Consider the following 22,334-nt stretch of genomic DNA (forward strand, 5'->3'; position numbering starts at 1 on the left):
CCGGGGGGTGCCAGGACATCACTGGAATCACTTTCGTGAAGGGGAGTTCGTTGCAAGAGCGGCTGCACATTCCGCCCGGGGCCTTCCCGTTGTCCTCTGCCCAGCGCTCGATCTGGTTCGCACAACAGCTGGCACCCGAGGTGCCCGTCTGCATCGCCCAGTACGTCGACCTGCCCGGGGACCTCGATCTGGATCTGCTGCGCGAGGCCGCGCACGAGGCCGCTCGCGAGTTCCAGTCGCCGTACCTGCGGGTCGTCGAGGTCGACGGTGAGCCGTACCAGTACGTCGATCCCGACCTCGACCTCAGCGACATCCCGCTGCTGGACTTCTCCGATGCGCCCGATCCGATGGCCACGGCGCAGCAGTGGATGAACACCGACTACGCCACCCCGGTCGATCTGGCCGACGACTCGCTGGTGAACATGACGATCCTGCGGATCGGTGAGCGACGGCACCTGTGGTACAGCCGGATCCACCACGTCGCCCTCGACGGCTTCGGTGCCATGACGATGGTCAACCGAATCGCCGCGCTGTACTCGGCGGCCCACGAGGACCGCGTCCCCGAGCCACCCACCGCCGCCGACCTGCGCGACCTCTACCAGTCGGATCTCGACTACCGCGGTTCGAACCGGTACGCGAGCGACCGGGACTACTGGATCGGGCGGGTCGCCGGACTCGAGGACGGATCGACCCTGGCGCGGCGGGCGGTGCCGACCGCCGCGCGCAGCACCCTCGAGAGTGTCACCCTGCCCGACGACCTGGTCGCCCGGTTGACCGACGCCGATGCCACGAGCGGATCCTCGGCCGCCGCGACGGTGGTCGCGGCGGCCGCGTGCTATCTCTCCCGGCTGACCGGCCGCGCCGACGTGATGCTCAATCTGCCGGTGTTCGCGCGCACCACCGCGGCGGCGAAACGCTCCGGCGGCATGCTCGTCAACACCGCACCGCTGCACATCCGTCTCGAGGACGACGACACCCGCGCCGACCTGGTGCAGCGGGCCCAGCTGGAACTGACCGGTGCGCTGCGCCACCAGCGGTTCAGCCTCGAGGACCTCCGCCGCGAGACCGGCACCGCCGGCCGGGCCCACAGCTACGGCGGACCGATGATCAACGTGATGCTCTTCCGGCAGGAGATCACCCTAGGCCCGGTCCGCGGCGAGTTCCACATCATGACCTCGGGTCCGGTCGACGACCTGCTGGTCAACATCTACCAGAGCGGCACCCCCGCGCGGACGTTCCTCGACTTCCGCGGCAACCCCAACCAGTACGAGCCGGACGAGCTGCGCGCACACCACGGCAGCTTCGTCGAACTGCTCGCCGAGTTCCTGCGGGCCGACCCGGACACGCCGGTCGCCCGCATCCACCGCGCGACCGCCGCCGTCGCCGAGCGCCTGCGGCGCGATGCCGACGTCGAGCGGTTCTGGCGTGCCGCCCTGGCCGGGGCGCCCGAGCACCTCGAGCTGCCTGCCGACCGCCGCCGCACCGGCCCGCGCGCCCCCACCGCCGCCCACCTCGAGGTGCCGGTCCCCGCCGCGCTCGGGGACCGGGTCACCGAGCTCGCCCGGCGTCACGGCGCCACCTCCACCGAACTACTGCACGCCGCCGTCGCGGTGCTCGTCGGCCGGCTCACCGCCGGCACCGACACTCTCGTCGGCGTCCCCGGCCCCGCCGGGGCGCTGCCGCTGCGGGTGCAGCTCGACGAGAGCGAGCCGTTCGCCGCGCTCCTCGGCCGGGTCACGGTGATACACGCCGCCGCGACCGCCCACGCCGACGTGCCGGCGGACCGGCTCGCCCGGACCTTCGACGGGCAGCACGTGCCGACCCTGCCGGTGCTGCTCGACAGCGGCGAGCCCGCCGAAGGCGGCGGGCTCGCACACGCCGAAGTCGCGGTGCACACCGCGACCGGCCCCGAGGGCACCCGCCTGAGGTGTACGTACGCCGCCGACCTCTTCGACGCCGATACGGCACGATCGTTCTGCGAACGTTTGCTGCGGATCCTCGACGCCGTCACCGCCGACCCGACGGCACCGATCGGGGACGTCGACATCGTCTTCCCCGACGAAGCCGCGGAGCTGAGCCCGGTCCGCGGACTGCCCGGCTCGTCCCCACAGCTGTGGCCCGAGATCCTCGCCTCCGTGGCCGCACACGTCCCCGACGCGACGGCCCTGGAATTCGAGGGCCGCACGATGACGTATGGGGAGCTCGACGCCTGGTCCAACCGGGTCGCCCGGGTGCTGATCGACGCCGGCGCCGGCCCGGAGACGTTCGTTGCCCTCGGCATCGCCCGGTCCCTCGAATCCGTGGCCGCGATCTGGGCAGTGGCCAAGTCCGGCGCCGCGTACATGCCGGTCGACCCCGCCTACCCGGCCGAGCGGATCGAGTACATGCTCGCCGACTCCGGGGCCGTCCTCGGCGTGACCACCACCGCCCACCGCGACGGCTTGCCCGCCGACGTGCCGTGGCTGGTGCTCGACGACGCGGAGTTCGTCGCGGCGCTGGACTCGGTCTCCGACGGGCCGCTGTCGGACCTCGACCGTCACGGCGCGCTGCATTTCGACCATCCTGCCTACCTGATCTACACCTCCGGGTCCACCGGCCGCCCGAAGGGCGTGGTGGTGCCGCACCGCGGGCTGGCGAACCTGTGCGCCGAACTGCACGGCCGGCACAGCCCCACCCCGCACTCGCGGGTCTCGCACTTCTCGTCGCCGAGCTTCGACGCCTCGGTGTACGAGTACATGACCGCGTTCGCGATCGGCGCCACCCTCGTCGTGGTGCCCCCGACGATCTACGGCGGCGAGGAACTGGCCCGCTTCTTCCGCGAGCAGCGCATCACCCACGCCTTCTCCACCCCCGCGGCGCTGGCCTCCGTCGATCCGGAGGGCGTCGCCGCCGAGTCGGTCACCGTCGCCGGCGACGCGTGCCCGCCCGAACTCGTCGCCCGCTGGTCCCGGGGCCGGCGGATGTTCAACGCGTACGGCCCGACCGAGTGCACGATCGTCGTCAACATCTGCGGTCCGCTCGCGCCGGCCCCCACGATCCCGATCGGCACCCCCGTGCGCGGCACGCACGAGGTCGTCCTGGACTCCCGGCTGCGGCCGGTGCCGATCGGCGTCGCCGGCGAGCTGTACATTGCCGGCCCGGGTATCACCCGCGGCTACCGCGGCAAGCCCGGGCTCAGCGCCGGCCGGTTCGTCGCCGACCCGTTCGGGGCGCCGGGGGAGCGGATGTACCGCACCGGCGACGTGGTGCGCTGGCGGCGCGACGGCGCCCTCGAATACCTCGGCCGGTCCGACTTCCAGGTCAAGGTCCGCGGCTTCCGCATCGAACTCGGCGAGATCGACGCGGTTCTGACCGCCCACGAGGACGTCACGTTCGCGGTGACGATCGGGCACACCGCCCCGTCCGGCGACACCGTGCTGGTGTCCTACGTGCTGCCCGCGACCGGGCGCACCGCCGAACCCGCCACCCTCACCGCGCACCTGTCGCGGAGCCTGCCGGCGCACATGGTGCCCACGGCGATCGTCGTCCTCGACGAGATCCCACTCACCCCGGTCGGCAAGCTCGACCGCCGCGCCCTGCCCGTGCCCGTGTTCGCGGCGGACGGCACCACCTACGTCGCGCCGTCCACCGACGCCGAGAGGACGGTGGCGCAGGTGTTCGCCGAGCTCCTCGGCGTCGACCGCGTCGGTCTCGACGACAGCTTCTTCGACCTCGGCGGAAACTCGCTGATCGCCACCCGTGTCGTCGCCCGCATCAACGCCGCCCTCGGCACCGACCTGGGGGTCCGGGCACTGTTCGAGGCCCCCACGGTGCGGACCCTCGCCGCCCTCACCGCCGACGTCGGCACGGGCACCCGGGTGCCGCTGGTCGCCGGGCCCCGTCCGGGGGTGCTGCCGGTCTCCGCGGCCCAGCAGCGGATGTGGTTCGTCAACCAGCTCGACACCGCCTCGCCGGCCTACAACATCCCGATGGCGATCCGGCTGCGCGGCCGGCTCGACCGGGACGCGCTCGCCACCGCCGTCACCGATGTGCTCGCCCGCCACGAGGCGCTGCGCACCGAGTTCCCGGCCACGGCCGACGGTCCCGTCCAGCGGATCCGCCCGGTCGAGCAGGTGCGCCTCGATCTCACCGCGACGACCGTCGCCGCCGAGGAGCTGCCGCAGCGTCTGGCCGCCGAGGTCACGGCGGGGTTCGACGTGGCGGTGCAGGTGCCGGTGCGGGCGCGGTTGTTCGCGCTCGGCGACGGGGAGCACGTGCTGGTGTTCGTGGTGCATCACATCGCGGCGGACGGGGCGTCGATGGCGCCGCTGGCCCGGGATCTGATGACCGCGTACGCCGCCCGCACCGGCGGCCGCGCCCCCGACTGGACGCCCCTGGAGGTGCAGTACGCCGACTACGCGCTGTGGCAGCGGCAGGTCCTCGGCGATCCGGCCGACCCGGATTCGCTCGCCGCCGCCCAGCTGCGGTACTGGCGCGAAACCCTTTCCGGCGCACCGGAAGTGCTGGCGTTGCCCACCGACCGGCCCCGCCCGCCGCAGCAGTCGTTCCGCGGCGCCACCGTCCGCTTCGAGGTCGGCGCCGAACTGTACCGGGCGGTCGGCGACCTGGCCCGCACGCACGGCGCCACCCCGTTCATCACGGTGCACGCGGCCCTGGCGGTGCTGCTGGCCCGGCTCTCGGGCAGCGACGACGTCACCGTCGGCACCCCGGTCTCCGGTCGCGGCGACCGCGCCCTCGACGATCTGGTCGGCATGTTCGTCAACACCGTCGTCCTGCGCACCCCCGTCACCGCACAGCACACCTTCGCCGAGCACCTGACCCGCATCCGCGACGGCGACGTCGACGCCCTCGCCCACGCCGACCTGCCGTTCGACGCCCTCGTCGACGCCGTCACCGACCACCGATCCGAGGCCTACGCGCCCCTGTTCCAGGTGATGCTGGCCTTCCAGAACACCGAGTCCGCCCACTTGCGGCTGCCCGACCTGACCGTCGACGTCTCCGAAATCGACACCGGCACCACCAAATTCGACCTGCACCTGATGCTGGCCGAGGTCCCCGGCGACGACGGCGCCCCCGCCGCCCTCACCGGCGCCCTGTCCTACGCGACCGACCTGTTCGACGCCGGCACCGTCACCGCCCTCGCCGACCGCTTCGTGCGGCTGCTCACCGCCGTGACCACCACCCCGCATGTGCCCGTCGGCGACCTCGACCTGCTCGAGCCGGGCGAACGCGAGCTGATCCTGCGGCGCTGGAACGCCACCGACGCCCCCCGCGGCCCGCACACCCTCGCCGACCTGTTCGCCCGGCAGGCCGCCCGCACCCCCGACGCCGTCGCCGTCGTCTTCGGCGACGAGGCCCTGACCTACGCCGAGTTCGATGCCCGCACCAACCGGCTCGCCCGGCGGCTGATCGCCGAGGGCGTCGGCCCGGACCGCCTCGTCGGGCTCGCGATGCGCCGCTCGATCGAGCTGCTCGTCGGGATGTACGCGGTGATCAAGGCCGGCGGCGCCTACCTGCCGCTCGACCCCGACCACCCCACCGACCGGCTCGAATACGTTCTGGGCAACGCCCGTCCGGTGTGCGTGCTCACCACCGCCGCCGACCGGACGGCGCTGCCCACCCCGGCCCCGATTCTCGAGGTCGATCGCCTCGACCGGACCGGCGCCTCCGACGCCCCCGTCGCCCCGGAGGAGCGCGCCGCCCCGCTGACGGGGGACCACCTCGCCTACGTGCTGTACACCTCCGGCTCCACCGGCCGGCCCAAGGGTGTCGCGGTCGCTCACGCCGCGATCGTCAACCGGTTGCGGTGGATGCAGCACGCCTACCCGCTCACCGCCGAGGACACCGTCCTGCAGAAGACACCGTTCACGTTCGACGTGTCGGTGTGGGAGTTCTTCTGGCCGCTGCAGACCGGGGCGCGCCTCGTCGTCGCCGCACCCGACGGGCACCGCGATCCCGCCTACCTCACCGCCGTCGTCGAGCAGCAGCACGTCACCGTGGCGCACTTCGTGCCGTCCATGCTCGCGGTGTTCGTCGCCGCCACCGACCCGGCCCGCTGCACGTCGCTGCGGTTGCTGTTCTGCAGCGGCGAGGCGCTGCCCCCGGCCACGGTCGCCGCCGCCCACGCCGCGTTCCCCACGGCGGACCTGCACAACCTGTACGGGCCCACCGAGGCCGCCGTCGACGTCACGTTCTGGGCCTGCACCGACGACGACGTCGACGTCGTGCCGATCGGCGCCCCGGTGTGGAACACCCGCGTCCATGTCCTCGATGCGCGGCTGCACCCGGTTCCCGTCGGCGCCGTGGGGGAGCTGTACCTGTCCGGTATCCAGCTCGCCCGCGGCTATGTCGGGCGCGGCGACCTGACCGCCGACCGGTTCGTCGCCGATCCGTTCGGTCCGTCCGGCACCCGCATGTACCGCACCGGCGACCTCGTGTCCTGGCGCCGCGACGGCAATCTGATCTACCTGGGCCGCACCGATTTCCAAGTCAAGCTCCGGGGGCTGCGGATCGAGCTCGGTGAGATCGAGCAGGCGTTGCGCGCCGACCCGGCCGTCGCGCAGGCCGCGGTCGTGGTGCACCGGCACCCCGCCGGCGCCGCCGACGGCTCCGACGGGGTGCTCGTCGCGTACGTCGTGCCCGAACCCGGCCGGAACAGCGATACCGCGGCGAGCCGTGCATCCGATACCGCGGCGAGCCGCGCATTCGATACCGCGGCCCTGCTCGGGGCCGCCGCGGCCCGGCTGCCCGGCTACATGGTGCCCGCCCACGTCGTCGTCCTCGACCGGTTCCCGCTCAACCCCAACGGCAAGCTCGACCGCAAGGCACTGCCCGCCCCGGACCTCACGGCCGTGCGGGCGGCGGAGCACGTCGCGCCGCGCACCCCGGTCGAGCAGGTCCTGGCCGAGGTCTTCGCCGGCCTGCTCGGGGTGGAGCGTCTCGGCGTGCACGACAGCTTCCTGGATCTGGGCGGCAACTCGCTGCTGGCCATGCGGCTGGCCGCGCGGATCGCCGCGGCGACCGGCACCGACGTGGGCGTGCGTGATCTGTTCGACGCGCCCACCGTCGCCGCCCTGGCCGAGCGGCTCCGCGACCGCGATGCCGCGGCGCGGCCCGCGCTGACCGCCGCCGCGACCCGGCCCCCCACGATCCCGCTGTCGCCGGCCCAGCAGCGCATGTGGTTCATCAACCAGTTCGACACGACCTCCCCGGCCTACAACATCGCCGTCGCGCTGCGTCTGACCGGGGAGCTGGACCTCGCGGCGCTGCGGGCCGCTGCCGCCGACGTCGCCGCGCGCCACGAGACGCTGCGCACCCGCTACCCGCTCACCGACGACGGCCCGATCCAGGTCGTGCTGCCGGTCGCGGTGGCGCAGCCCGACTTCACCGTCACCCGCGTCGAGACCGAGGACACGGTGCCCGCGCACATCGACCGGATCGTCGGCGCCGGGTTCGACGTCGCCACCGAGGTGCCGGTGCGGATCCGGCTGCTCACCCTCGCCGACACCGACCACGTGCTGGTCCTGGTCGTGCACCACATCGCCGCCGACGGGTTCTCGATGGGACCGCTGGGTCGGGATCTGATGACCGCGTACGCCGCCCGCGCCGGTGGTCACACCCCCGACCGGTCGCCGCTGCCGGTGCAGTACGCCGACTACACGCTGTGGCAGCACACCGTGCTGGGCGACGAGTCCGATCCCGCCTCCACCGCCGCCCGGCAGCTCGCGTTCTGGCACGACGCGCTGGCCGGGGCGCCGGAACTGCTCGAGCTGCCGTGGGACCGGCCCCGCCCGGTGCAGCAGTCCGGGCGCGGTGCCCGCGTGGCGTTCGAGATCGACGCCGACACCCACCGCGGCATGCTCGCGCTGGCCCGCGAGCACGACGCGTCGTTGTTCATGGTCGTGCATGCGGCGCTGGCGGTGCTGCTGGCCCGGCTGTCCACCAGCGACGACATCGTGGTCGGGACCCCCGTCGCCGGGCGCGGTGACCGCGCCCTCGACGATCTGGTCGGCATGTTCGTCAACACCGTGGTGCTGCGGGCCCGGGTGGACGAACGCGAACGGTTCGACTCGCTGTTGCGGCGGGTCCGTTCGGCGGACCTGGCGGCGTTCGGCCAGGCCGACGTCCCGTTCGAGCGGCTCGTCGAGGCCCTCGACCCGCCCCGGTCGACGTCCTACCCCCCGCTGTTCCAGGTGCTGCTCGAGTTCCAGGACATCGAGCGCCCCGAGATCGCGCTGCCGGGGGCGACGGCGCGGGTACTCGACCTCGATCCCGGCCTGTCGCCGTTCGACCTGCAGCTGTCGATCGCCGAGCGGCCCGGCGGCGGATCCGGCGTGCGGGCGGCGTTCACCTACGCCACCGACCTGTTCGACGCGGACACGGTCGCCTCGTTCGCGGACCGGTTCGTGCGGATCCTCGACGCGGTCACCGCGGATGCGTCCGTGACGGTGGGGGACGTGGAGATCGTCACCCCGCGTGAGCTCGCCACCCTGGCCCCGGCGCGGGGCCGGCCCGCGGTCTCCCCGCAGCTGTGGCCCGAACTGCTGTCGTCGGTGGCGGCGATCGTGCCGGAGGCGGTCGCCCTGTCCTTCGAAGGCCGCACCGTCACCTACGGTGAGCTCGACGCCTGGTCCAACCGGCTCGCCCGCGTCCTCACGAGCCACGGGGTCGGACCGGAATCCTTCGTGGCCCTGGGAATTTCGCGTTCAATCGAGTCGGTCGCGGCGGTGTGGGCGGTGACCAAGTCCGGGGCGGCGTTCGTCCCCGTCGACCCCGGCTACCCGCCCGAGCGGATCGCCTACATGCTCGACGACTGCCGGGCCACCCTCGGCCTGACCACCACCGCCCACCGCGACGTGTGGCCCGCGGACGCGGTGTCGTGGCTGCTGCTCGACGACCCCGGCCTGCGCCGCCGCCTCGACGACGTCTCGCCCGCCCCGGTCACCGACGACGACCGCCGCACCCCGCTACGGTACGACCATCCGGCATACCTGATCTACACCTCCGGCTCGACCGGCCGCCCGAAGGGCGTCGTCGTCACCCACCGCGGCCTGACCAACCTCAACGCCGAAGTGCGCGAACACTTCTCGATCACCCATCGGGCCCGCGTCTCGCACCTGGCGTCGCCGAGCTTCGACGCGTCCCTCTTCGAGCTGACCAAGGCGTTCTGCGCCGGCGCCACCCTCGTCATCGTGCCGCCCAGCGTGTACGGCGGCGAGGAACTCGCCCGCATCCTGCGCGAGGAACGCATCACCCACGCGTTCGTCACCCCCACCGCCCTCGCGTCGCTCGATCCCGCGGGCCTCGACGAGCTGCGCGTGCTCGTCGTCGCCGGGGAGGCCTGCCCGCCGGAACTGGTCGACCGCTGGGCGCCGGGCCGCCACATGTACAACGGCTACGGTCCGTCCGAGGCCACCATCGAGACCAGCGTCAGCCCCGACATGCGCCCGGACACCACCGTCACCGTCGGTGGCCCCGCCATCGGCTTCCACGAGGTCGTCCTCGACGAACGGCTGCGGCCCGTCCCCATCGGGGTCGCCGGCGAGCTCTACATCGCCGGCGCCGGCCTGGCCCGCGGCTACCACCGCCGACCCGACCTCACCGCGGCCCGGTTCGTCGCCGACCCGTTCGGGGCGCCGGGGGAGCGGATGTACCGCACCGGCGACGTGGTGCGCTGGCGCACCGACGGCACCGTGGAATACCTCGGCCGCTCCGACTTCCAGGTCAAGGTCCGCGGCTTCCGCATCGAACTCGGCGAGATCGACACCGCCCTCGCCGCCCACGAGGACGTCGCCTTCGCGGTGACGATCGGGCACACCGCCCCGTCCGGCGACACCGCCCTGGTCGCCTACGTCCTGCCGGAGACCGGCCACCACGTCGATGCCGCCGCGCTGCGGGGGCACGTCGCCGGGCAGCTGCCGGCGCACATGGTGCCCGCCGCGATCGTCGTCCTCGACGAGATCCCGCTCACCCCGGTCGGCAAGCTCGACCGCCGCGCCCTGCCGGTACCCGACCTGTCGGCCACCGGCGAATACCGCGCCCCGGCCACCGACACCGAGGCCACCCTCGCCGACATCGTCGCCGAGGCCCTCGGCCACGAGAAGGTTTCCGTCGACGACAGCTTCTTCGACCTCGGCGGCAACTCGCTGATCGCCACCCGTGTCGTCGCCCGCATCAACGCCGCCCTCGGCACCGACGCCGGCGTGCGGGTGCTGTTCGAGGCCCCGACCGTGCGGACCCTCGCCGCCCGCATCCTCGACGACCACGCCGGTGGCACCCGCGTCCCCCTCACCGCGGGCCCGCGCCCCGACCGGATCCCGCTGTCCCCACCCCAGCAGCGGATGTGGTTCGTCAACCAGTTCGACACCGCCTCGCCGGCCTACAACATCCCGATGGCGATCCGGCTGACCGGCCGCCTCGACCGGGCGGCGCTCACCGCCGCCGTGCACGACCTGATCACCCGCCACGAAACCCTGCGCACCTGGTACCCGAACGAGAACACCGGCCCGGTGCAGCTGGTCACCGACCCCGCCCAGGCCACCCCCGACCTCGATCCGGTCCCAGTGTCCGCCGAGGAGCTGCCGCAGCGTCTGGCCGCCGAGGTCACGGCCGGGTTCGACGTGGCGGTGCAGGTGCCGGTGCGGGCGCGGTTGTTCGCGCTCGGCGACGGGGAGCACGTGCTGGTGTTCGTGGTGCATCACATCGCGGCGGACGGGGCGTCGATGGCGCCGCTGGCCCGGGATCTGATGACCGCGTACGCCGCCCGCACCCGGGGACAGGAGCCGGCGTGGGCGCCGCTGCCGGTGCAGTACGCCGACTACGCGCTGTGGCAGCGGCAGGTCCTCGGCGATCCGGCCGACCCGGATTCGCTCGCCGCCCGGCAGCTCGAGTTCTGGCGCACCGCCCTGGCCGACCTGCCCGAGATCCTGCCCCTGCCCACCGACCGACCCCGCCCGCCGCACCAGTCGTTCCGCGGCGCCACCGTCCGCTTCGACGTCGAGCCCGAGCTGCACCGCCGGCTCGCCGACCTCGCAGCCGCCCACGGCGCCACCGTGTTCATGGCCGTGCACGCCGCCCTCGCGGTGCTGCTGGCCCGGCTCTCGGGCAGCGACGACATCGCCGTGGGCACCCCCATCGCCGGCCGCGGGCACCGTGCCCTCGACGATCTGGTCGGCATGTTCGTCAACACCCTGGTGCTGCGCACCCCCGTCGCCCCCGGCCTGCCGTTCGCCGATCACCTCGAACGTACCCGCGAGGTCGACCTCGCCGCCTTCGGGCACGCCGACCTGCCCTTCGAGAAGCTCGTCGACGCCCTCGCCCCCACCCGCGCCACCGACCACGCCCCGCTCGTGCAGGTGGTCCTCGAATTCCAGAACAACGAACGCGCCCACCTCGCCCTGCCCGACCTGACCGTCGACGCCCTCGACGCCGACGCCCCCGTCGCCAAGTTCGACCTGCAGCTGACCATGGGGGAGAACCCGGCCGCCGGCACCGACCCCGCCGGCATGACCGGGGCCTTCACCTACGCCACCGACCTGTTCGACGCCGACACCGTCACCGCGTTCGCCGACCGGTTCCTGCGGGTCCTCACCGCCGTCACCGCCGACCCCGCCCGACCCGTCGGCGACCTCGACCTGCTCGACCCCGCCGAACGGCCCGCCGCCGCGCGACGCCCCGACCCCGACCGGCACGCCGAGACCCTCCCCGCCCTCTTCGCGCGGTCCGTCGCCGCAGCACCCGACACCGTCGCGATCACCGCCCCCACCGACCCGGCCACCCCGGCGCTGACCTACCGCGAACTCGCCGCGCGGGCCCGTCGCCTCGCCCGCGCCCTGATCACGCACGGCGCCGGACCCGACCGGCTCGTCGCCGTCGCCGTGCCCCGCTCGACCGACCTGATCGTCACGCTGCTCGCCGTCCTCGAGACCGGCGCCGGATACCTGCCCGTCGACGTGTCCTACCCGCCGGAACGGCTCGCGTTCCTCTTCGCCGACGCCCGGCCGGTCTGCATCGTCACCACCGGCGCCGACGCCGCCACCCTGCCCGCGGGGGACGCCCCGGTGCTGCTGCTCGACACCCAGGACACCGCCGCCCGGCTCGCGGAACTGCCCGACGGCCCGCTCACCGACGCCGACCGGCTCGGTGTGCTGCACCCCGACCACACCGCCTACGTCATCTACACCTCCGGCTCGACCGGCCGCCCCAAGGGCGTCGTCGTCCCGCACCGCAACGTCGTCACCCTCCTCGCCGAAACCCACGACAGGTTCGGATTCGACGAGCACGACGTGTGGACCATGTTCCACTCGTACGCCTTCGACTTCTCGGTGTGGGAACTGTGGGGCGCACTCGCCTACGGCGGCCGCCTCGTCGTCGTCGACCACCACACCGCCCGCTCCCCGGAGGCATTCCTCGACCTGCTGCGCCGCGAGCACGTCACCGTGCTCAACCAGACACCCACCGCGTTCTACCAGCTGATCGAGGCCGACCGCGCCGCCGGCGAGCACACCCTGTCGCTGCGCTACGTCGTCTTCGGCGGCGAAGCCCTCGACCTCGCCCAGCTCGAACGCTGGTACCGCCGCCACCCGGACACCGCGCCGGTGCTGGTGAACATGTACGGCATCACCGAGACCACCGTGCACGTGACCTTGCAGCCGCTGGACCGGCAGTTCGCCGCGACCGCCTCGGCCAGCGTCATCGGCGACGCCATTCCCGGCCTGACGGTGCACGTCCTCGACCGGCGGCTGCACCCGGTGCCGGCCGGCGTGATCGGCGAGATGTACGTCTCCGGCGGGCAGGCCGCCCGCGGCTATCTCGGCCGCCCCGCCCTGACCGCCGCGCGCTTCGTCGCCGACCCGTTCGGCGGGCCCGGCGCCCGCCTGTACCGCACCGGCGACCTCGCCCGCCGGCGCCGCGACGGCCGGCTCGAATACGTCGGCCGCAGCGACTTCCAGGTGCAGCTGCACGGTTTCCGCATCGAGCTGGGGGAGGTGGAGGCGGCGCTGCTGCGCTGCCCCGGAGTCGCCCGCGCCGTCGTGGTGCTCCACCGCGACGACCGCGCCGCCGACCGCCTCGTCGGGTACGTGGTTCCGGAGACCGCCGCGACCGTGGATGTGGCCGCCACGCTGAACCGGGTCGCCGGTGACCTCGCCGCCTACATGGTCCCGGCCACCCTCGTCGTCCTCGACACCCTGCCGGTCACGGCCACCGGCAAGCTCGACCGCAAGGCCCTGCCCGACCCCGACTTCGGGGCGCTGGCCACCGAGACCCGTGCCCCCGCCGGCCACCTCGAAAAGCAGCTCGTCGAGCTGTTCGCGCAGGTCCTCGGCCTCGAGACGGTCGGAGTGGACGACTCGTTCTTCGCGCTCGGCGGCGACAGCATCATGTCCATCCAGCTGGTCTCGCGCGCCCGGGCCGCCGGGATCGAGCTGACCCCTCGGGATGTGTTCGAACGCAAGACCCCCGCCGCGCTCGCCGCCGTCGCCACCCTCGGCGGCGGCCCGGCCGTCCTCGCCGAACTGCCCGGCCGCGGCGTCGGCCCCGTGCCCCTGACCCCGATCGTGCGGTGGATGCTCGAACGCGGCGGCAGCATCGACCGCTACTCCCAGGCCGCGCTGCTGCGGCTGCCCGCCGGCCTGGACCGCGTCACCCTCGCGGCCACGCTGCAGACGGTGCTGGACCGGCACGACATGCTCCGCGCCCGCCTCGTCCCCGACGTGGACGACCCCGCCGGGGTCGGCCTGCAGGTCCGCGGTCCCGGCGCGGTCACCGCCGACACGCTCATCCACCGCGTCCCCGTCACCACCGCCGCCGACACCGACGACTTCTTCGCCCTCGCCGCCGCCGAACTCGACGCCGCCGCCGACCGGCTCGACACCGCCGCCGGAATCCTGCTGCAGGCGGTGTGGTTCGACGCCGCCGCCGGCTCCGGGCGTCTGCTGCTGGTCGTACACCACCTCGCCGTCGACGGCGTGTCCTGGCGCATCCTCGTTCCCGACCTCGCGGCCGCGTGGGCCGCCGCCCTCCACGGCACCGCGGTCGAGGAGCCCCCCGCCGGCACCTCCGTGCGGCGCTGGGCGCACGCCCTCGTCGAGGCCGCGCACCGGTCCGACCGCGTCGCCGAACTCGACCGCTGGACCGCGATCCTCGACGGTGACGACCCGCTGCTCGGGGACCGTCCCCTCGACCCGGTCGTCGACACCAACGCCACGGTCCGCACCGTCTCCACCGACCTGCCCGCCGACGTCACCGCCGCGCTGCTGACCGCGGTGCCCGGCGCCTTCCACGGCACCGTCAACGACGGCCTGCTCACCGCCCTGGCACTGGCGGTCACCGCCTGGCGCCGCGACCACGGCACCGACGTGGACGACGTGCTGGTCGGCCTCGAGGGACACGGCCGGGAGACCGCCGTCGCCCCGGGCGCGGACCTGTCCCACACCGTCGGCTGGTTCACCACCATCCATCCGGTCCGGCTCGACCTGAGCGGTGTCGACCTGCCGGACGCGCTGCGCGGCGGCGACGCCGCCGGTGCCGCGATCAAGGCCGTGAAGGAACAGCTCGCCGCCGTCCCCGACCACGGCCTCGGGTTCGGCCTGCTGCGCTACCTCAACGCCGGCACCGCCGTCCGGCTGCGGACCCGCCCCGCCCCGCAGATCAGCTTCAACTACCTCGGCCGCCTCACCCCGGCCCTCACCGAAGCGGACACCCCGTGGCTGCCGGTGGACGCCTTCGACCGCGGCGGCGCCCAGAGCCCGGACATGCCGGCCGCCGCCGCCGTCGACATCAACGCCGTCACCGTGCCCACCCCCGACGGGCCGGTGCTGCGCGCCACCTTCTCCTACCCGCAGCACCTGCTCGCCGACGCCGACGTCGCCGCCCTCACCGACCGGTGGGCGGCCGCGGCCGCCGCCCTGGCCCGGCATGCCCGCGACCCGCACGCCGGCGGCCTGACCCCGTCCGACGTGCCCCTCGTCGCCCTCGACCAGCCCACCCTCGACCGCCTCGAACGCCACTACCGGGCGGCCGGGCACGACACCGGCCTGGCCACCGTGTGGCCCGTCGCCCCGCTGCAGGCCGGGTTGCTGTTCCACGCCCTGCTTTCCGCGCAGTCCGCCGACGCCTACGTCGTGCAACTCGTCCTCGACCTGCACGGCACCGTCGACCCGGACCGGCTGCGCCGCGCCGCGCAGCTGCTGCTCGACCGGCACCCCAACCTGCGGGCCGCGTTCGCCGACGACGGCTCCGGCGGCTTCGTCCAGGTCGTCCCCGCCCGCGTCGAACTGCCCTGGACGGTGCTGGACCTGACCGGCCTCGACGATCCGGACCGTCAGGCGGCGCGCCTGCTCGACGAGGACCGCCGCACCCGATTCGACACCGCCGTCGCCCCGCTGCTGCGCGCCACCCTCGTCCGGGTCGCCGCCGACCGGTACCGGCTGGCCCTGACCAATCACCACATCCTGCTCGACGGCTGGTCCACGCCGCTGCTGGTCAAGGACCTGCTGCTGCTGTACGCCACCGACGGCGACACCGCCGCCCTCGACCGGCCCCGCAGCTACGGCGACTATCTGCAGTGGCTGGCCGGGCAGGACCCCGACACCGCCGCGGACGCCTGGGCCCACACCCTCGCCGGTCTCGACGAGCCCACCCTGCTCGCCCCCGCGCACCGCCCCGGCCGCACCGCCGCGGTCTCGCAGGACCTCGACCTGGACCTGCCGTCCGGTCTCGCCGCGCGCCTCGACGCCGTCGCCACCGACCGCGGCGTGACCGTCAACACCGTGGTGCAGACCGCGTGGGCGCTCGTGCTCGGCGCGCTGACCGGCCGCCACGACGTCGTCTTCGGCGCCACCGTCTCCGGCCGGCCCCCACAGGTCGCCGGCATCGAGTCGATGGTCGGGCTGTTCATCAACACCGTCCCCGTCCGGGTCACCGTGCGGCCCGCCGAGACCCTCGGCGCCCTGCTCGACCGGGTGCAGGCCGAGCAGGCGGCCATGCTCGACCACCACCACATCGGTCTGAGCGCCATCGAACGCCGCGTCGGCGCCGCCGCCGGCTTCGACACCCTCACCGTGTTCGAGTCCTACCCGGTGGACCGGGCCGGGCTGACCGAGGACACCGACATCGCCGGGATGCGGGTGGCCGGCATCAGCGGCCACGACGCCGCGCACTACCCGCTGAGCATCGTCGCGCACCCGGCCGGCACCGGCGACACCGCGACCCTGCACCTGCGGCTGAAGTACCTGCCCGAGGTGTTCGACCGCCCGGCCGTCGAGACCGTCGCCCGCCGCATCGAGCGGGCCCTGACCACCCTGGCCACCGATCTCGACGCCCCGGCCGCGGCCGTCGACGTGCTCCTCGACGACGAACGCGCCGTCCTCGCCCCGGTCCGCGGTCCCGCCGGCGGCACCACCCGCACCCTGCCGGAGCTGTTCACCGCGACCGCCGCCGCCCATCCGGACGCCGTCGCGATCGTCGACGGCGCCGCCCGGTGGACCTACCGCCGGCTCGACGAATGGTCCACCCGCGCCGCCCGCGTCCTGCTCGACCTCGGCGTGGGTCCGGAAACCTTCGTGGCCCTGGGGATTTCGCGATCGTTGCACTCGGTGGCCGCGATGTGGGCGGTCACCAAGACCGGCGCCGCATTCGTGCCCGTCGACCCGAACTATCCCACCGACCGCATCGCCTTCATGCTCGCCGACAGCGGCGCCACCCTCGGCGTGACCACCGCCGCGCACCGCGACACGCTGCCGGACACCGCCCGCTGGCTCACCGTCGACACCGACGCCTTCGCCGCCCGGCTCGACGACGCCTCGACCGACCCGATCGGCGACGCCGACCGCCGCAGCCCGCTGCGCCTGGACCACCCCGCCTACCTCATCTACACCTCCGGCTCCACCGGCCGCCCGAAGGGCGTGGTGACCACCCACCGCAGCCTCGAGAACTTCGCCCTCGACCAGCGCAGCCGGTTCGGCGCCGGCCCCGGCGCGACCGTCATGCACTTCTCCTCGCCGAGCTTCGACGCCTCGATCTTCGAATACCTGCTCGCGTTCGGTTCCGGTGCCACCCTGGCGGTCGTACCGCCCACCGTGTACGGCGGCGACGAACTCGCCCGCGTCCTACGCGCGCACGGCGTCACCCACGGCTTCATCACCCCCGCCGCCCTGGCCTCCCTGCCCCCCGACAACCTCGACGCCTTCGCCGAGCTCGCCGTCGGCGGCGAGGCATGGCCGTCGGAACTGCGCGACACCTGGGCGCCCGGCCGGCGCCTGGTCAACGCCTACGGCCCCACCGAAACCACGATCATGGCCGCCATCAGCGCCCCGATGACCGTCGCCGGCCCCATCACGCTCGGCGGCCCGCTGCGCGGCGTCCGCGCCCTCGTCCTCGACGCCGCCCTGCGCCCCGTGCCCGCCGGCGTCGCGGGCGAGCTGTACCTCGGCGGCCTCGGCCTGGCCCGCGGCTACCACGCCCGCCCCGACCTGACGGCCGGCCGGTTCGTCGCGGATCCGTTCGGGGCGCCGGGGGAGCGGCTGTACCGCACCGGCGACGTGGTGCGCTGGACCGACGCCCTCGAACTCGAATACGTCGGCCGCTCCGACTTCCAGGTCAAGGTCCGCGGCTTCCGCATCGAACTCGGCGAGATCGACGCCGCGCTGTGCAGCCACCCGGGCGTCGCATTCGCCGCGACCCTCGGCCACACCGCCCCGTCGGGGGAGACCGTGCTCGTCGCCTACGTCCTGCCCACCCCCGGACACGACATCGACGCCGACGCCCTGCGCGCGCACGTCGGCGACCGGCTGCCGGCGCACATGGTGCCCGCCGCGGTCGTCGTCCTCGACGAGATCCCCCTCACCCCGGTCGGCAAGCTCGACCGCCGCGCCCTGCCCGCACCGGACCTGTCCGGCGGCAGCGGCGACTACGTCCCACCCGCCGACGCACTCGAAACCGCCGTCGCCGGGGTGTTCGCCGACGTCCTCGGCGTCGACCGGGTCTCGGTCACCGACAGCTTCTTCGACATCGGCGGCAACTCCCTCGTCGCGACCCGCGCCGCCTCCCGCCTCGGCGCCGCCCTCGGGGTCGACCTCGGGGTGCGGGCCCTGTTCGAGGCCCCCACCGTCCGCGCCCTCGCCGCCCGCCTCGCCGAAACCCCGGGCGCCGAACCCGCCATCGGCACCGGACCGGCCCGGCGCCCGCGTCCCGACCGCATCCCGCTGTCCCCGGCCCAGCAGCGCATGTGGTTCGTCAACCAGTTCGACACCAGCTCCCCGGCCTACAACATCCCGCTCGCGATCCGGCTGACCGGCCATCTGTCCGTCGCCGCGCTCGACACCGCCGTCCGCGACGTCCTGGCCCGGCACGAGAGCCTGCGTACCATCTACCCGGCCGGCCCCACCGGGCCCGTGCAGCGGATCCTCGACGCCGACGACGTCGGCCTCACCGTCGACGTCGTGCCCGCCACCGAGGACACCGTCGTCACCGCCGCCGGAGAGTTCGCCGCCACCGGATTCGACGTCACCGTCGATGTGCCGCTACGGGCGCGGGTGTACACCCTCGGCCGCGACGACCATCTCGCCGTCCTCGTCGTCCACCACATCGCCGCCGACGGCTTCTCCACCGCCCCCCTGGCCCGCGACCTGATGACCGCCTACCAAGCCCGCACCCGCGGCGACGCCCCCGCCTGGGCGCCGCTCGAGGTGCAGTACGCCGACTACACGCTCTGGCAGCTCGGCCGCCTCGGCGACGCCGACGCCCCCGGCTCCCTCGCCGCCACCCAGCTCGACTACTGGCGCACCACCCTCGCCGGCCTGCCCGAGGTCCTCACCCTCCCCACCGACCGGCCGCGGCCCGCGCAACGGTCCTTCCGCGGCGACGTCGTCCGCTTCCCGATCGACGCCGCCCTGCACGACCGCCTGACCCGCCTCGCCCACGCCCACGGCACCACCGTGTTCATGGCCGTCCACGCCGCCCTCGCGGTGCTGCTGGCCCGGCTCTCCGGCAGCGACGACATCGCCGTGGGCACCCCCATCGCCGGCCGCGGGCACCGTGCCCTCGACGACGTCGTCGGCATGTTCGTCAACACCCTCGTGCTGCGCACCCGCGTCCCCGGGCAGATCACCTACACCGACCTGCTCACCGACGTCACCACCACCGACCTCGACGCCTTCGCCCACGCCGACGTCCCCTTCGAACAGGTCGTCGACGCCGTCGACCCCGCCCGCTCCACCGCCCACGCGCCGCTGTTCCAGGTCTCCCTCGAATTCCAGAACACCGAACGCCCCCGCCTGGAACTGCCGCACCTGACCGTCACCGGCCTGCCCCTGGATCCGACGGTGGCCAACTTCGACCTCGAACTGTTGCTCGGCGAGAACCACGACGACACCGGCGCCCCCACCGGCTTCGACGCCGCCCTCGTCTACGCCACCGACCTGTTCGACGCCGACACCGTCGCCGCCGTCGCCGACCGGTTCGTCCGCCTCCTCGACGCCGTCACCGGCGCCCCCGACACCCCCGTCGGCGACCTCGACCTCGTCACCGCCGACGAGACCCGCGCCCTGGTCCCCGCGCACGGCCCGCACACCCTCGGCACCCGGCTGTGGCCACAGATCCTCGCCGACGCCGTCGCCGTCGATCCCGACGCCCTCGCCGTCGTCGACGGGCCCCGCCGCGCCACCTACCGCGATCTCGACGCCCACTCGAGCCGCCTCGCCCGGATGCTCGTCGACTACGGCGTCGGCCCCGAGACCGTCGTCGCCCTCGGCCTGCCCCGCAGCCTCGACTCCGTGACCGCGCTGTGGGCCGTGACCAAGACCGGCGCCGCCTTCGTGCCCGTCGACCCGAGCTACCCCCGCGACCGCGTCGAATACATGCTCGCCGACAGCGGCGCCGCCCTCGGCCTCACCGTCACCGCCCACCGCGACGGGCTGCCCCCCACCGTGCCGTGGTTCGCCCTCGACTCCGCCACCACCGTCGCCGAACTCGCGCCGTACCCGCCCGAACCCCCGACCGACACCGACCGCACCGCGCCCCTCGAACCCGACCATCCCGCCTACCTGATCTACACCTCCGGTTCGACCGGCCGACCCAAGGGCGTCGTGCTCACCCACCGCGGCCTGTCCGACCTCGCCGTCGAGGAACACCTCCACCTCGACGTCCGGCCCGGCAGCCGCGTCTCACACCTGGCCTCACCGAGCTTCGACGCCTCGGTGTTCGAACAGATGATGGCCCTCTCGGCCGGCGCCACCCTCGTGATCGTGCCCCCGACCGTGTACGGCGGCGACGAACTCGCCGACGTCCTGCACACCGAACAGGTCACCCACGCGTTCATCACGCCCACCGCGCTGGCCTCCCTCGACCCGGACGCCGTCGACAGCCTGGAGGTGCTCCTCGTCGCCGGCGAGGCGTGCCCACCCGAACTCGTCGCCCGCTGGGCCCCCGGCCGCCGCATGGTCGACGCCTACGGCCCCACCGAGGCGACCATCATGACCTCCGTCAGCGACCCCCTGGCCCCGGGCGAACCCGTCACCATCGGCCGGCCGACCCGCGCCTTCCACGCCGTCGTCCTCGACACCCGGCTGCGCCCCGTGCCCGTCGGCGTCGCCGGCGAACTGTATGTCGCCGGGCCGGGCCTCGCGCGCGGCTACCACGCCCGACCCGACCTGACCGCCGCGCGCTTCGTCGCCGACCCGTTCGGGGTGCCGGGGGAGCGGATGTACCGCACCGGCGACGTCGTGCGCTGGACCAAGGAGCACGACCTCGAGTACGTCGGCCGCTCCGACTTCCAGGTCAAGGTCCGCGGCTTCCGCATCGAACTCGCCGAGATCGACGCTGCGCTCACCGGACACCGGGACGTGGCGTTCGCCCACACCATCGGCCACACCGCCCCGTCGGGGGAGACCGTCCTCGTCTCCTACGTGCTGCCCGCCCCCGGCGCCGCCCCCGGCCCCGCCGGCATCAGAGAGCATGTGTCGCAACACCTTCCGGCGCACATGGTGCCCACGGCCGTGATCGTGCTCGACGGGATCCCGCTCACGCCCGCCGGCAAACTGGACCGGCGCGCCCTGCCGGAGCCGGACTTCTCGGCGCTCGGCGGCGCCTACCGCGCCCCGGCCACGGACCTCGAGCGCACCGTGGTGGGGGTGTTCGTCGAGCATCTCGGCCTCGACCGGGTCTCGGTCGACGACAACTTCTTCGACCTCGGCGGCACCTCGCTGCTCGCCACCCGGATGCTGCCGGCGCTCGGCGAACGTCTCGGCCGTCCGGTCCCGCTGCAATTGATCTTCGTCCATCCGACCCCCGCCGGCCTCGCCGCCCACCTCGGCGGCCCGCAGGAACGCACCGGCATCGACGAGGCCCTGCAGGTGCTCGTGCCGCTACGTGAAGGCACCGGCGCACCGCTGTTCTGCCTCCACCCGGCCGCCGGCCTGTCGTGGGCGTACGCGCCGCTCGCACAACGCATCGGCGGCGACCGGCCGGTCTACGGGCTGCAGCTGCCCACTCTCAGCGGCGGCCCCGCCCCGGAGTCCATCACCGCGCTGGCCCAGCGGTACGTCGAGGAGATCCGGCGCATCCAGCCCCACGGCCCCTACCACCTGCTCGGCTGGTCGCTCGGCGGCGTCGTCGCCCACGCGGTCGCCGTGGACCTGCGCCGGGCGGGGGAGCGCGTGGACACCCTGGCCCTGCTCGACAGCCACCTCAGCGTCCGGGGCGCCGGGTCGGTCGGGGTCCGCGACATGCTCCGCGACCTCGGCGTGCCGGTCGATGCCGAGCAGGACCCGACCTACGACCAGGCGTCGGCGCTCCTCGACGCCGCGCTCGGCGGCGGCACCGGCCTGACCGCCGCGCACCTCGAGCGGATCCACCGCGGCTCGGCCGCCGCGTTGCGGGCCGCCCGCCGGCACACGCCCGCCACCTTCGACGGGGACGTGCTGTTCTTCACCGCCACCCGGTCCGCGGCGCCGGCGCCGGCGGTCGCGGCCTGGCACAACGTGGTGTCGGGGGAGATCCACCAGTACCGGATCGACTGCGACCACCACGAGATGGTGGCCCCGCACGCGGTCGAGGCGATCGTGCGGGTCCTGTCGGCGCGGCTGGCGGACACCGCGATCACCGGCGCGGGCCCGCGGGGCTGAGGCCACCGCCCGGCACATCGGGGCGGACCGGATCGACCTCCCGGTCCATAACGTCAGAAGGCGACCGCGCTTGCGCGGCCGCCACGTCCCGGCGATCTCGCCCTCGATGAGCACTGCGCGCGGCCCTGACGAGCTGCCGCCGGCCCCTCCGGTCATATATCCGATCCGGCGGCGTCGACCCAGAACAGGTCGGCACGCGGCGGGGACGTGGGG

The 22,334-nt window shown here is 74.1% G+C and carries 1 protein-coding gene; it reads left to right on the forward strand.

The features are described 5' to 3' along the window. The first annotated feature begins 50 nt into the window (after window positions 1-50). Window positions 51-22,121, forward strand: a complete 22,071-nt coding sequence (locus ISO16_RS03640) for a non-ribosomal peptide synthetase (RefSeq protein ID WP_230304472.1) — start codon at window positions 51-53, stop codon at window positions 22,119-22,121. The last annotated feature ends 213 nt before the right edge of the window (window positions 22,122-22,334 follow it).

Origin of the sequence: Rhodococcus sp. M8, assembly GCF_015654185.1 — a bacterium.
GTDB classification, from domain to species: Bacteria; Actinomycetota; Actinomycetes; order Mycobacteriales; family Mycobacteriaceae; genus Rhodococcus; species Rhodococcus aetherivorans.